Origin of the sequence: Burkholderia sp. Bp9142 (assembly GCF_003853415.1) — a bacterium.
Taxonomy (GTDB): Bacteria; Pseudomonadota; Gammaproteobacteria; order Burkholderiales; family Burkholderiaceae; genus Burkholderia.
In genome coordinates, this window is record NZ_QTPP01000028.1 from 39343 (window position 1) to 52093 (window position 12751).

Annotated in this window: 14 protein-coding genes and 1 tRNA gene; 3 read left to right on the forward strand and 12 right to left on the reverse strand. The window is 57.0% G+C overall.

Going from position 1 to position 12751, the window contains the following annotated elements; translation table 11 throughout:
- Nucleotides 1–3: 3 nt before the first annotated feature.
- Entirely contained in the window at nucleotides 4–1584 is a 1581-nt protein-coding gene (locus tag DIE22_RS26275; RefSeq protein ID WP_124606441.1) for a hypothetical protein, read from the reverse strand.
- Nucleotides 1568–3280: a hypothetical protein gene (locus DIE22_RS26280; RefSeq protein ID WP_124606442.1), complete on the reverse strand. Its 1713-nt coding sequence runs from the start codon at nucleotides 3278–3280 to the stop codon at nucleotides 1568–1570. The genes DIE22_RS26275 and DIE22_RS26280 overlap by 17 nt, the downstream gene beginning before the upstream one ends.
- 174 nt (nucleotides 3281–3454) lie before the next feature.
- Here DIE22_RS26280 and DIE22_RS26285 point away from each other — a divergent pair, with 174 nt between their 5' ends.
- The 3 genes from DIE22_RS26285 to DIE22_RS38960 all read left to right on the forward strand — a co-directional run bounded on the left by DIE22_RS26285 (nucleotide 3455) and on the right by DIE22_RS38960 (nucleotide 4362).
- Nucleotides 3455–3721, forward strand: coding sequence for a hypothetical protein (locus DIE22_RS26285; RefSeq protein WP_124606443.1), 267 nt, complete (start codon nucleotides 3455–3457; stop codon nucleotides 3719–3721).
- 111 nt (nucleotides 3722–3832) lie between these two features.
- A complete protein-coding gene (locus DIE22_RS26290) occupies nucleotides 3833–4318 on the forward strand; it encodes a recombinase family protein (protein ID WP_260426775.1) in 486 nt (161 codons plus the stop codon).
- Nucleotides 4294–4362: a hypothetical protein gene (locus tag DIE22_RS38960; RefSeq protein ID WP_260426776.1), complete on the forward strand. Its 69-nt coding sequence runs from the start codon at nucleotides 4294–4296 to the stop codon at nucleotides 4360–4362. The genes DIE22_RS26290 and DIE22_RS38960 overlap by 25 nt, the downstream gene beginning before the upstream one ends.
- A 206-nt stretch (nucleotides 4363–4568) precedes the next feature.
- Here DIE22_RS38960 and DIE22_RS26295 read toward each other — a convergent pair whose 3' ends face one another.
- The 10 genes from DIE22_RS26295 to DIE22_RS26340 all read right to left on the reverse strand — a co-directional run bounded on the left by DIE22_RS26295 (nucleotide 4569) and on the right by DIE22_RS26340 (nucleotide 12687).
- On the reverse strand, nucleotides 4569–5039 hold the full coding sequence (locus DIE22_RS26295; RefSeq protein ID WP_124606444.1) for a phage terminase small subunit P27 family: 471 nt from the start codon (nucleotides 5037–5039) through the stop codon (nucleotides 4569–4571).
- Nucleotides 5036–6283 (reverse strand): site-specific DNA-methyltransferase, encoded by a 1248-nt coding sequence (locus tag DIE22_RS26300; RefSeq protein WP_124606445.1) that lies wholly within the window; start codon nucleotides 6281–6283, stop codon nucleotides 5036–5038. The genes DIE22_RS26295 and DIE22_RS26300 overlap by 4 nt, the downstream gene beginning before the upstream one ends.
- Before the next feature lie 164 nt (nucleotides 6284–6447).
- Nucleotides 6448–6684: a hypothetical protein gene (locus DIE22_RS26305; protein WP_124606446.1), complete on the reverse strand. Its 237-nt coding sequence runs from the start codon at nucleotides 6682–6684 to the stop codon at nucleotides 6448–6450.
- 239 nt (nucleotides 6685–6923) lie between these two features.
- Nucleotides 6924–9083 carry a DUF3987 domain-containing protein gene (locus DIE22_RS26310; protein WP_185640695.1) on the reverse strand — a complete coding sequence of 720 codons (2160 nt, stop codon included), beginning with the start codon at nucleotides 9081–9083 and terminating at the stop codon, nucleotides 6924–6926.
- The gene (locus DIE22_RS26315; RefSeq protein ID WP_124606448.1) at nucleotides 9080–9364 is read right to left on the reverse strand and encodes a CHC2 zinc finger domain-containing protein; all 285 of its coding nucleotides are present in this window, start codon (nucleotides 9362–9364) and stop codon (nucleotides 9080–9082) included. The genes DIE22_RS26310 and DIE22_RS26315 overlap by 4 nt, the downstream gene beginning before the upstream one ends.
- A 211-nt stretch (nucleotides 9365–9575) precedes the next feature.
- Nucleotides 9576–9836, reverse strand: coding sequence for an AlpA family transcriptional regulator (locus tag DIE22_RS26320; RefSeq protein WP_124606449.1), 261 nt, complete (start codon nucleotides 9834–9836; stop codon nucleotides 9576–9578).
- A gap of 102 nt (nucleotides 9837–9938) precedes the next feature.
- Nucleotides 9939–10718: a hypothetical protein gene (locus DIE22_RS26325; protein ID WP_124606450.1), complete on the reverse strand. Its 780-nt coding sequence runs from the start codon at nucleotides 10716–10718 to the stop codon at nucleotides 9939–9941.
- Nucleotides 10719–10771: 53 nt separating this feature from the next.
- On the reverse strand, nucleotides 10772–11992 hold the full coding sequence (locus DIE22_RS26330; protein ID WP_124606451.1) for a tyrosine-type recombinase/integrase: 1221 nt from the start codon (nucleotides 11990–11992) through the stop codon (nucleotides 10772–10774).
- Nucleotides 11993–12109: 117 nt separating this feature from the next.
- Nucleotides 12110–12268, reverse strand: coding sequence for a hypothetical protein (locus DIE22_RS39245; protein ID WP_311767755.1), 159 nt, complete (start codon nucleotides 12266–12268; stop codon nucleotides 12110–12112).
- 343 nt (nucleotides 12269–12611) lie between these two features.
- Nucleotides 12612–12687: transfer RNA gene (locus DIE22_RS26340), tRNA-Ala, on the reverse strand.
- Nucleotides 12688–12751 lie beyond the last annotated feature (64 nt).

Genomic DNA, 12751 nt, shown 5'->3' on the forward strand with positions numbered 1-12751 from the left:
TGACTATGCTTTTGTACCTGTTGTTGCGGAGAAGGCTTCCGGTACCACCAGTTCGGCGCTGTCGCCCGCATCGGGGCTTCCTTTCAGCAACCCAAGACGAGCAAGCTCCGCGATCAGTTTCGGTCTCGCACCTACGCTAGAAGCGAAATCGACACCGTATTCAGCGAAATGCTGCTCAAGGTCCGACAATATAAGTTTCCCCCGATTGCGCCCCCCGTTTTCGCGGCGAGCGGCGGTAAGATAAAGCATGGTGCGTAGCATCGCAGGCCCGGGAAACACTTTGCCTCTTTCAAAATTCCCGGGGCCCGTGACGAGATACCCATCGTCATTGATTGACTCGGATAATCTGAGAAAGATGCGCAGGAACTCAATGATGTTCTTACCCTGCCCTCTTTTGTCCGGGGTCAACCAAGCGCCGAATGTTTGTGCCCACGGCACAAGCATCTCCCTAACCCCGTCGGCATTACGCGGCAAATTAGCGTCGACACCGCATTTGAGGCAGTGGCCTAGCCAGTCACCAATCGATATCGCATTTTTTCCACCCGGATGGATCGTAAGGATCCCTTTGCTGAGGTCGAACTTGCATACATATCGAACTAGATATGCAGCAAGGCTAAGCTCGACACGCGCTTTAATGTAGCGCTCAACATGTAGGCTGATCTCGTTTGAACCCGTCTGTGTCGGGTGAAAGAGCCCGCCCCCTCTGGACGCGATAGCTTTGGAAACCTGATCACCCGGAGTCGAAACACCGGCCAGTGCCGCAAGCGTCCAATCTCGCAGATGGACCGTGATTCGCATGTGCGCCAGTAGCCAGGCGGGCAGGCTGAGGCGAAGGAAGCATTTCAAAAGGTCAAACCAGAAAAGCCGAGGTACCTTTCCCTCGAGACGACATAGGTTCAGGAAGTCCTCACTTATCCGTTTCACGAGTGCGTCGTCAGATCCGATTGCACCATCGGCGTTGGTGACGCTAAGTCGCCCCACAAGTTGAGTTAGCGCTTCGTCACTCGTGCGCAGACCGCACTCTTCGGCATTGAACTGAATTTTCTCGGCTAACGCTCGAAATATGTCAAGCTCATTACCGTTACCCCGCTTCTTGCCGTAAATGGCGTCCACGACTTCTCGGGCATAAGATTGTGCACGCTCTCGCGAGCCGCAAAAGTGCTCGGCCAGCGGACCATCAACGAACTGAAACGCTATAACATTTTCCGCCTGTTTCCGCGGCCAGCTATTTCTCGCCACCAGCGGATAGAGCGGCCCGTAATACGATTTTTCAGGCAACTTCCTGCTCTTCTGCTTCGCTCGACCTCGCGCGACATATAAAAGAGCCCTCTCCTCTGGAATAAGATCATTCCTGGGCTCAAGTTCGCGGGAGGCCTTCTCATTTGAAGGCGTTACTCTTTCAAAACACAGCTCCCGAAACAGCTCGACGACCAATCGCTCCGGCGCCTCGCGCATGCCGACGGTCCTAACAAAAAGGTGAGATCCCTTTATAAACGATGGAACATGCGGCTCGAAAACAGACTTATCCTCCACGGTAATTACGTCGAGAAGGGAAGGAAATTTATTTTCAACAGGACTCGACATCCAAAACTCCATGTGATCTTGTGATTTTGATCTTGGGACCATTTGGGGTATCGATGTAGATCTCCAGATCGTCACTCATGTCGTATCCTGAGGTCACCGCGACACCAAGCATGGCATCTTGAGCCGTCTCGAGATATACGCTCGGAAAAGTTGCCGACGCCATCCCCCGTTCTGCTCGTCGTTTCAGCCATACAAACGCCTTCGTTTCGAGAGCTATGAGGTTGCGTGCTGTTTTGCCGAACCGAAAGTGCGCCGAGTTCGTACCATCTGTCGCATGACCGCTTTCAAGATGAGGCTTTAACTCGTGGTCTTTCCAATCGCCTCGAAGGCTCGCCGCCGACGAAATCGCAATACCACGACCATCTTGATCGAGGCTCTGCGCAAGTGTCTTCTCTATCTTCTTTAAAACTTCAAGCTGCTGCTTCGTCGGTACCTTGGTAATACCGAGAATGCTCACTAAAGCGCTCAGGTCATCATTAAACGTGGTGACACCTTCGACCAGTGCGCCCGCACGGATGGTAAAGGCCGTTATCCAACGTGTCAGCCAGCGATAACTTGACGGTATCGTCTCTGGACTAGAAGCAGCAGCTTTCTGCATCTCCTGCCAGCATTCATAGCAGTCTCGTTCGATCTGGCTTATCCAAGGGCCATTACCCTGCAGCGCGGTCCACGTTTCGTTCCATCGCTCCAGAAAATCAGCCGGGAGGGTATCGGAAAACGGATCTAACATTGCGAGTGTTCGTGCCCTTCCGAGCAATCGTTGCGCGCCCACATCCGTCGATGGCCATCTCTTAGGTTCAAGGACCGTCGGAATTGCCTTCGAGCTCAACGCACTGTGGGACGCACGAGCAGATGTATAAACCGACTTCAGCGCCTTTAGTTGCGTGCGCCTATCCCGATCGTCTGGTTCGATCCCGAACGGAGAATATGAAGAGAACAGGAGCATGTATAGGCGCCGACTTGCCAGCGCGAACAAGTCGCCGCTTGCTATTCTAGTATGTACCCAATCACAAGCCCCACCCGCCTGATAATCGTGCGGACAGCCTGCCAGAAGTAACGACACGATAGCGAGCGCTTCTCGCAATACGACAACCTGTCCATCGTATAGCTCTGCGTGCAAAAGCAAATTCAAGACGTTTTTGCGCAGCGCCGGCTCTGCGATCCAGTCGCGGTTGGCCTTGAATGGGCAAAGACGGCTTGAAGCGCAACCTTCACAGGCTGCCCAATTTTCGCTTTTCGTCGCTTCTTGTAACAGTCGATCAAGAGTATCGTCGGCGAGCATCAAGCTACGTCGGTCCAGAGACGTAGCCGTAACTTGAACACTATCGAAGACGTGCTTCTTTGACGATGTCGCTACCGCGACCTCTGCCGAGATATCAGCTCCGACAGCGACTTTAATTGCCCTGAACCAGCTCGATTTCGCCTGATCAGGCTCACGGTAGTGTTTCGCGAAGATGCGCTCAACGACCCCTCTGTTCGTACATACAACTACAGAGACTCCCCTGGTCTCGGCATCAATCAACAAGTCCTCGAGTGCTGTAGCTGGATCGGCGGCAGGGTCGTATGGATTAGGCAAGACCGACGCATCTTGTGCGATGAACAAGTACGGATAGACGTTGCCGGGCTCACATACCTCAAGCAGGTAAGGCACGTCTGATGGCCCTAAATCATCGAGCGGCTGCTGCGTGTCTGACACACGTATCAAGTGTCCCTTTTCATGCAACAAGCGGGCCAGATGTCCCGCTCCTGCCGACTTGCCATTGCCCGGTGAGCCGACAAAGAAGTGCCACCGCCCGCGCCCCCCCGACGACGGTCCAGGGACTACCGCAGACACTAGTTCTTCAACAACTGCGTGCAAACTGGTTTGGACATGAAGCACTGGCTTCATCAACCAATTTGCTGGTCCGCTGATAGCCTGCTGTCCGTCCTGTTGCAACGTCAGGAGTTTGTCAAGAAAGTCGTTCTTTATCATGTTCCGTCACGCGGCATGTGGTCAGGTGATTCTACCCGCGATGACCAGCATCGAACATTTTTTACTTATGCCTCGCTGACTTTGTACGACGCGACTTTCCAGCCGAATCCATATTCGAAACCTTCTCAGCCAAGCATCCAATCGGCAAGCGAGCCGTTTGGTTAACGGTCTTTTTCGCACCACGTGAAGGCTACGCCTTGACTTGCCGTGCTATTCGGGTCAATTTGCCTTAAAAATCGTCTCATTTTGTACGTCTCCTTTGCATCTATTGGTCAAATGAAGATCGACTATGCACGCGCGTCTACGAGCGACCATAATTTTGATTTGCAGCGGGAGGCACTCGCACGCGCCGGTTGCACGGTGATTTACGAAGAGCAAGGCGGCGGACATAGAGCCGCGCGTCCGAAATTTGAGCACTGCCTTAACACGCTTTGTGAGGGTGACACGCTGACCGTGTGGCGCCTAGATTGCCTCGGTCGATCGTTGTCAGATTTGATTCGCGTGGTATCGATGCTGAACGGCCGCGGCGTCGCATTCGAGTCCATCAATGACGAGATCGAGACGAGCACGGCGGCAGGGAAACAGATCTTGCCCGTATTCGCAGCACTTGCCAAATTTGAACGCGACCTGATCGTGAGCGCACTTGCGCGGGGTTGGCGACAGCCCGCGCGCGCGGCCGGAAAGGCGGGCGAAGGCCCAAGCTGGATGCCAAGCAGATCCACGAAATCCGAGCCTTGTTGCAGGATCCAGATGTGCGCGTAACAGACGTTGCAACGCAGCATGGGCTCGGGCGAGCAACGATTTAAGCACATCGGGCCTGTCGCCCCGAAGCGGAATGTCTGATCTACGGCCGAGATCACGTTCGATCGTGCTGGGAGCGCCTCAACGTCGATCAGCTATTCAAGGACGTTTGCGAACCAAATTTTTCTCGATACCATAACGCGAATGGGATCCGGACTCCCTCGTCCGCACACGATTACCTTATGCACGACAACTAGCGATCACGTATGCGTTAGCTCTCGCCCCCGCGCGGCCTCTTTACAAAAGCTGCATACAGACCGATGTCGTCGCTAGGCACCTTGGTTACGCGCGAGCGACTCGATGGCGTCATGCCAAATTCGATTAACAGTTTTGTCATCTGCTCGTGCGCCCTGTTCGCGATGGCGAGGTATGGCGATTGCACGGGAAAGCCGCTGGGCGCTTTGATAACCGGACCATACTTAACGACCTGATCGTTGGCGTGCTTCCAACGGGCGAACGCTTCACAGTACAGCGCAAGGGCAGCAGTATCGACCGATGTTAAAACGCCCGCGTCGCCAAGTTGCTTCGCGACGATGGGCCAATGCGCCGCCGCTTGTGCCGAAAGCCATTCCGGTGCGGTGGCCTCGCCCGTGTGCATAGGCTCGTTTTCAGGTAGCGGGCGTTTGCCCGGATTGCCGCGTGCAATTTTTAATGCCGTCGGCGTCGGTTTACGTCCTCTCATTTTTTGCCCCCAAGCCGCTCGGCGGCAATTTCATCGAACGTGCGTCCAGCGCCTTCGTGCGTCGCATCGAGTCCCGTAAAGGCTTGCCATCGATTCACGATCACGTCGCAATACTTAGGATCCAGTTCGATGACGCGCGCGGAGCGTCCCGTCTGCTCACACGCTATCAACGTCGACCCCGAGCCGCCGAAGCAATCAATTACTTTGTCGCCTGGTTTGCTGCTGTTCCAGAGCGCGCGTGTAATAAGTTCAACCGGCTTTTGCGTTGGGTGAACATAGTTCGCATGACTGTCGCGCTTGCAAGCCCACACGTCGGACTGCGCGCGGTCACCGTACCACGCGCCGCCCGTGCTGTAAAAAATGAACTCATGTTGTGGGCGATAGTCCTGATGCCCAAGTCCGAAGGATTGCTTGTCCCATACGATGCACGCTGCGACATGGAAGCCCGCCGAGACTACGGCGCGCTCGAATTCGGCATAGGTGCGCCACGGGAAGCACACGTACGCCGCGGCCCCGGTCTTGCTATGAGCCTTCGCGCACGACAAGGCTTCGCGAACAAGCGATATGAGCGCTTCGCCTTGTGCAGTGTCGTTCATAATCGTCCCGAATTGCTTCTTTCCACGGCCGCCCTCGTAGCTCATTCCGTAGGGCGGATCAGTGAAGATCATGTCGGCGGCTTCGGCACCTACGACAGCCTGAATTGCCTCACGGCCCGTGCTATCGCCGCAAATCAAACGGTGTGGTCCGAGCAACCAAACGTCCCCCAGCATTGAGGCGGCCACAGCCGGCGCTTCCGGCGCTTCGTCGGGACCCGTTTTACCCGCGGTCACTTTGTTCGATAGCTTCGCCAATTCGATATCCGAAAAACCAGTAAGCCCGAGGTTGAAATCCATCGAATCAAGGTCGGCGATCTCGAGCGCTAGGAAGTCGTTGTCCCATCCCGCATCAAGCGCGAGACGGTTATCTGCAAGAATATATGCGCGCCGTTGCGCATCGCTAAGGTGCCCCAGTTCAATAACGGGGATTTCACTCATTCCGAGCTTACGCGCCGCAAGCACCCGACAATGGCCCGCGATAATTCCATTCTCGCCATCGACCAGCACGGGATTAGTCCATCCGAACTCCCGAAGGCTTGCAGCGACTTGCGATATTTGCTCATCGCTATGCGTGCGTGCATTGCGCGCATAAGGAATCAGGATATCAGCCTGTCGATATTGAATTTCCAGATCAGCAGCCTTTTTCATACCTCCCCCCTTAAATTCGCGGGCATAAAAATCGAGGCCCGCCCACGGTCACGCGAGCCCCCGCCCAGAGATCCCCTCCCCCTACCCCTGCACAGCACGTACCCTGAAGCTCCGGCAATTTAAGGGACGCTGCCCTCTCAAGGGGAGTTCTCCGCGCCGACAAATCAGAGCTTTCGATTCACCAGGTTCGCGCCGGCTCGCCGCGCGTCATCAACCAATGCTTCACTCGCCTGATATTCCGCCGCCACTACGATCACGCGGTCTCGGAAATGCGCGAGATTTGACAGGAGGTCGGACAGCGGTCCGCGAATCGCACGCCCCAACACTTCATCACGTCGTGCGTGAGACCATCCTTCACAATCGGCCAACCCCTCAATCAACTCCACCAATTCGGTACGCATCCGCCGCACGTTTTCCGGCGAGAGGCGTGGTCCCCAAGGCAAATATAAGCCGCCGTCTGCGGATTGCAGGGCACCGACACAATCGGCTGGAACAACTTGAGAGACGTTCTCGGCCTCGACTCCCGGAGACTTTGCTACTGCTACTCTTGCTACAGTTCGCCCATTTCCCGCCCCATGTGTAGCAGGTGTAGCAGTGGCAAGCGGCTGTTTCCGGTTCGGGTAGATCAAGTCACGCAGACTCATTTTTTGCCCCCATCTATCAGTACCGGATTGGCGTGAATTACGAGTTGCTTTCCGATTTTCTTGACGCGCATACGATCCAGATCTTCCAGCGCCTTCAACGCGGCGTTCAGGACATTGCCATCGCGTAGCGGTCCGAACTGTTGCGCGGTGCGCTTATTAACTGTCTTCGTGCGCTGAGTGCGGCATTGCTCGATCAGCCAGCTATCCAATCGTGCCGCGTTTATCTCCTCGTCGGACAACACAAGTTCCGCAAAGAATCGCTTCGCCTCGGACAAGTGCCAAGCGACGATGCTAGATGCCTGCTTTAACGAATCGGCGTCAATCGGTCCCGTCGTGCCAGAGAACACGTGAAACAGCGCGGCCAGTCGTGCCGTGTTGTCAGCGGCCTTGCTCGCCACGTCCCTCACGTCGAAAAGTTCGCCGCCGTCGCGCAATTGCACTTCGACAGCATCATGAAAAGCGACCCATTCGGCCTTCGCGTCGGGCGACAGCATCAGAAGTTGCGGTTGCAGGCGTCCAACACCATCCATCGGCGTCGGCGTTCGGAGAATCGCCTCGATCCGTTGATTGAACATCGCCAAGTACGGCCACGACTCCGGTGCTTCTTTGAACAGCCGTGTGCCTTGCGTAGACTTCGGCCATGCGAGCAAGAATCGAGCCCAAAAACCCATACCGCGCGCAAGAGTTCCGGACTTCTCGAAGAAGTTCCGAATCGTTGCCTCCTGCACCTGCAAAGCAACCGTTAGGCGCGCGCCACGAACCGCGAATGATTCCGACGTGCGCCGGTCAATCTGTAGCGTGTTGCCATCCCATAGCTGATTGAGCATCGCAAGGTTGCGCATCACGCTATCCGAACCCATGCCGTGCGACCCGAACACGATCCCGGCCTCGGCCGAAACTACGCCGCCGGACGGCCATTGCTTGCCAAGGGAGAAGGCGAGAGCTTCCGGTGTCACGTCCGCATAGATGAGGCGCGGAATCTTTGGCGGTTCCGGTTTTTCATGCTCCAGATCGCGCAATTCGGCCTCCAGTCCGGCTGTAGGCTTCTGAGCCTTCGCAATGCCCTTGATCCTCTCCTTCATGCCGTTGTACTTCGCGTCCCATGCGGCGATGTCGGCTTGATGGTCTTTCTGTGCCGGCTTGCACGCCTCAACCTGCTCCGTTTCGTATTCGCGAATCGCCCGCATAAAGAATCCGTCGCATGTCGACTTTCGCTCGCCACTGTCCGCAATGGTAAGCATGAACAGCCCTACCGGCCCGGTCAGGCGTTCGGCGCGCTTCACGTCGGCGTGCGGTTGAATCGCCAGCGACAGCGCGGCGATTGCAGACGACGCGACCAGCGGCAAAGGAGCCTGCACAAACTCGCATACTTCGTCCACGGCGGCACGGATGCATGGCGGCAAGCTCTCGACTGGGTATTCGATTGGCTCAATGCTCGCCGTCAGAGGTTGAGGTTCCGGCCATTCGGTCGCATCGCTGGGCTCATCAGGCGGCGCAGCATCGGGCGTTTTGATGCGGGGCAATGCAAGTACATCATCAGCCGTCGGCATCCGGTAGCACGCCGTTTTGAAGGCGTCAGTCCAATCCATCACGTCGCCCTTGTGCGGCAGGCCCATAGCTGCCACATCAATCCGTTCGATGGTGCAGCCGAGTGTGCGCAGCTTCTCGGTCGCCTCCTCGGCGTACTTCGCGCCGGGGTCATCGTGATCCGGCCAAATCAATACGTGACGTCCCGCCAACGGCCCCCAATCAGCAGCGCCAGCGCTTGACGCGCCGCCGGAGGTGATGCCGATAAATCGGCTTTCGCCCATTTTCGTGAGTGCATCTGCCTTCTGCTCTCCTTCCGTCAGTACCACTAATGATTTCGGAACCAACGATAGATCGGCCAGTCCGTACAGCACCTTTCCACCGTCCTGCCTCGGTTCACCAAATTTCCAGTCCGCACCATCGTTCCAGAACGGGCGGACGAATTTTTCATGGCCGCCGCTCGCGTTCGGCTTGTGCATCCGCACGCGCCCAAACAGGATTGACCCATTGGCAGCGCGGTACAAATGTAACGCTACCGGCTCGAAGCCCTCGCGCTTTTTGAACTCGAACAGGCGACCCGCAGCGCCCTTGTAGTCGGACTCGCTCAACTCCAGTTCGGCCGTGCTCATCTCCCCTCCCATGCACCAAGTTCGCGAGCCGCCTGCGCGAAGGTCAGGCCACGCGCGCGGCGGAACAGTTCGAGCACGTCGCCGCCGGCCGCGCCACAGGCGAAGCAGCGCCAGTTTCCACGCTCAAGATGGATCGACAAGCTCGGGTTGCACTCGCCGTGGATGGGGCAACGAATTTGCGCATAGCCCGAACCGTTCGACTTGGAAATCTCGGCGCCCATTTGTGCCAATACTGCAGTCACGGGCGGCAACCAATCGGGGCGAAAAGAAGCACATTTCATTGCGCCCCCCTCTTCTTGCTGCACTTCCCCGTGGAACGGTGGGCTGTATCTTCGGGTACAGGGAGCACACCCAGCATGCTCAGCACGACAAGCACCTGATCCAGCCGCACGAGCATAGATACCGGAGATTTCTGCGACACCGTGCTTGTCCGCACTACGGCGAGGCCCGGATTGTCGAAGAGCACTTCGACATGCACATGTAGGGAGCCCATTACACTTCCTCCGCGCGATAGTTCACAGGATCGGAAAACCAGCGGTGCAGCTCGCGGTTGGGCCATGCGGCGCAACGTTGTGAGAAATGCTGACGGCGTGGGAAGCGGCCCTCCAGTTCACGTTTGCGAAGTGTCTCGCGGCTGAACGGAACAAAGGCGCGTATATCGCTCCAACGCGAAAAACCGTCGAGCGGCAGGGATGCAGATTCGGGAAGATGCGCGCCGCTGTTCGAGGGCGTGCCGACTACTTTGGTCGCCATGCTTGAAACCTCGCAAAAGGTCGTTGAACACGGCGCCATTACACATGAGCGGGGGCGGCGAAATCGCCAGTTGGCAAAACCCGCTGCCAACTGGCAAATCAGCTAACCGATCAAGAGCTCCAACCCAGCCTTGATAGTGGCTCGAATATTGGATGAACTCAGCCCGTGTCGGTTAGCGTCCGGAAGTGCGTCAAGAATTTCGCCGACTGCGGCGGCGATCTGATTGGCGTTCGGCGCATCGCCATTCCTATAGCGATTGGCCTGTTTCGCCAGCGTGAGCGCCAGAACACCCGCCACTTTCTGGAACGTCGCGCGCTCTTTGCTGGACAGTTCGACAGTTTCACCGCCGGCCAATTGCCGCTCCGGACTTGAGAACCGTGACTCGAACCGCTCCAGTTCGTCACCGATAACCACAATCTCAGCAAGCTCGGGAAAACGCGGATCCCAATGAAAATTGTCCTGCCCAGAAAGTCCTTGCTGAGGATCGTGCTTCATTAGCTCCCATATCGAGCCGTCCGGACCAACCAACACCGTCGCGCTTTTCGACCAGTTGGCGCTCCATTCCAGCTCGCTTGCGAGTTTCCGTACCCATTCGCGGGCTGTTGAATTCACCTGCATGTCGACACGGAACACGCCGGACAGGTACTTGATTGTCGCGCCGTCTACCGTGTCAAGACATACCGCACGAGTGTCACCAAGCAATGTGTACGGGGTGATCGGCCGCAACGGCACATCTTCGAGACACCAAAAAATGCCAAGCTCGCCATCGGCCATCAATCGGATAATGTCTGCTTGGGTGACAGGCTCATCGAGCGTAAGCGACAAACGCTCGGCAGCTTCGTCAAGAGAATAGGTGCGCTTTACTTTGTACAGCTTCCTCATTCCGTTCCCGTGTTTGAAAAAAGCGAAATTTGCACGAGTGTTGGATTCGCTGGCTACTCACCATGCAACTCCTCTCTGGGAACGACCGTGGCGCCGGCCTTGAGCGAATCGAGATAGTCCGCCCACGCCTGCATCATCCGAGTCCGGTCGGTGATGAACTTGGTCCGGTTATAGGCCGTCCCAAGCGCATCCGGCACCTTGTGTGCCAGTTGGTGTTCGATCACCTCCGCGGGAAAATGCAATTGCTCATGCAGTATCGTGCGCGCCATCGCCCGGAAGCCGTGGCCGGTAATTTCCGTTTTCGTGTCGAAGCCCATGCGTCGCAGGCCTGCATTGATTGCCGCCTCGCTCATAGGTTTCTTCGGGTCGCGACCGGGGAACACATACTCCCGGTTGCCGGTGAGGGCGTGCAGTTCGCGCAAAGTCGCAACGGCCTGAGCCGCGAGCGGCACCAAGTGTTCGGTCTTTGTCTTCGTCACGGTGTAGCGCCATTCCGCCCGGTCCAGATCGAATTCCGCCCACTTCGCCATGCGTAACTCGCCGGGCCGCACGAACAAAAGAGGCGCGAGTCGCAGCGCACATTGCACGACGAATGTCCCGCTAAAAGCTTCAAACGCCCGCAGCATTTCTGCCACCTTGGTTGGTTCCGTGATCGACGCATAGTGTTTAGGCTGCCAAGGCGGCAACGCGCCCCGCAGATCGCCAGACGGATCGCGCTCAGCCCGCCCTGTCGCAACTGCGTAGCGGAACACTTGCCCGCTGTTCTGCAACGCACGGTGCGCCGTTTCCAGTACGCCGCGCCCCTCAATGCGACGCAGGACACCGAGCAATTCGGGCGCTTTCACGTCGGCAATCGGGCGAGCGCCAATCCATGGAAAAACATCTCGCTCTAGCCTACGGATGATCTTCTCGCCGTGGCTTGGCGCCCAACTGGGTGCATGTTTCGCGTACCACTCGCGGGCTACGGCCTCAAAAGTATTGGCGGCGCGCTCGTTGGCTGTAGCTTTTTGAACCTTGCGCTGTACGCCCGGATCTACGCCGTTCGCGAGCAACTTACGGGCAGCATCCCGACGCTCACGCGCTTCCTTCAGACTAATGTCTGGATAGACGCCCATCGACAGGCTCTTCTCCTTACCGCCGAACCGGTACTTCAGCCGCCACCACTTCCCCCCAGCGGGGGTAACAAGCAAATATAGGCCGCGCTCGTCGAACAGCTTCTGCTGCTTCTCCGGGATAGGTTTTGCGTTGCGAACCGTCAAATCCGTCAATGCCATGTTCAAGCCCTCGGTGTAACGGTGCGAGTCGCGTTCAGAAACGCGCAAAGCTCTGCGGTTTCAGCGGCGGTCAAACTAAGCTGGCGAGTGCCAAGGCGCAATGACAGTGCTCCATCGTTATCGATCGTGAAGCGCAGCAGGACGCCGCACTCGGTGTTCAAGCTGGGCTGCGCGTTCCTGCTTCCGAAGCTCGCCGGGATCGACGCCCGCGACAAGCAGTTCGCGCGCCTGGTCGCGACGCTCGCGAGCCTCGCTAACCTTCACCTCGGAAAACACGCCCAGCGACAGCCGCTTTTCGCACCCTTCAAACCTGAACTTCAGGCGCCACTATTTACCCCCATTCGGATGGATTTCGAGATACCCCCCTTGCTGTCGTACATGCGCTAAGCCTTGGAGCGGGGGGGCCGCGTCCACGGCCTCATCCGACAAGGATTTCCGGGCTCCTTCTGTCATGGCAGGGGTAACATATTTCCGGCATCTGACAGTAACCACCAAAGCAACCCCATCCAAACGGTGGTAACTACGTGTAGAACATTGTAGACGATAAAAACAAAAAACCCCGCGGAGCCAAGCCCGGCGGGGTTTTCTGGTCAAACTTTGGTGCAACGAGGAATCTTGTTGGTGGAGCGGAGGAGGATCGAACTCCCGACCTTCGCATTGCGAACGCGACGCTCTCCCAGCTGAGCTACCGCCCCAACAGTCCACCATCATACACATGCATTTCCGCGCTTGGCAATAGGGGTTCCGTCACCGCCGAAT

Bases quoted from the DNA above. Each gene is read 5' to 3' on its own strand.
- DIE22_RS26295 (WP_124606444.1), bottom strand. From the start codon at position 5,039: ATGAGAGGACGTAAACCGACGCCGACGGCATTAAAAATTGCACGCGGC.
- DIE22_RS26300 (WP_124606445.1), bottom strand. From the start codon at position 6,283: ATGAAAAAGGCTGCTGATCTGGAAATTCAATATCGACAGGCTGATATC.
- DIE22_RS26315 (WP_124606448.1), bottom strand. From the start codon at position 9,364: ATGAAATGTGCTTCTTTTCGCCCCGATTGGTTGCCGCCCGTGACTGCA.
- DIE22_RS26275 (WP_124606441.1), bottom strand. From the start codon at position 1,584: ATGTCGAGTCCTGTTGAAAATAAATTTCCTTCCCTTCTCGACGTAATT.
- DIE22_RS26310 (WP_185640695.1), bottom strand. From the start codon at position 9,083: ATGAGCACGGCCGAACTGGAGTTGAGCGAGTCCGACTACAAGGGCGCT.
- DIE22_RS26330 (WP_124606451.1), bottom strand. From the start codon at position 11,992: ATGGCATTGACGGATTTGACGGTTCGCAACGCAAAACCTATCCCGGAG.
- DIE22_RS26285 (WP_124606443.1), top strand. From the start codon at position 3,455: ATGAAGCACTGGCTTCATCAACCAATTTGCTGGTCCGCTGATAGCCTG.
- DIE22_RS26325 (WP_124606450.1), bottom strand. From the start codon at position 10,718: ATGAGGAAGCTGTACAAAGTAAAGCGCACCTATTCTCTTGACGAAGCT.
- DIE22_RS26320 (WP_124606449.1), bottom strand. From the start codon at position 9,836: ATGGCGACCAAAGTAGTCGGCACGCCCTCGAACAGCGGCGCGCATCTT.
- DIE22_RS26305 (WP_124606446.1), bottom strand. From the start codon at position 6,684: ATGCGTACCGAATTGGTGGAGTTGATTGAGGGGTTGGCCGATTGTGAA.
- DIE22_RS26290 (WP_260426775.1), top strand. From the start codon at position 3,833: ATGAAGATCGACTATGCACGCGCGTCTACGAGCGACCATAATTTTGAT.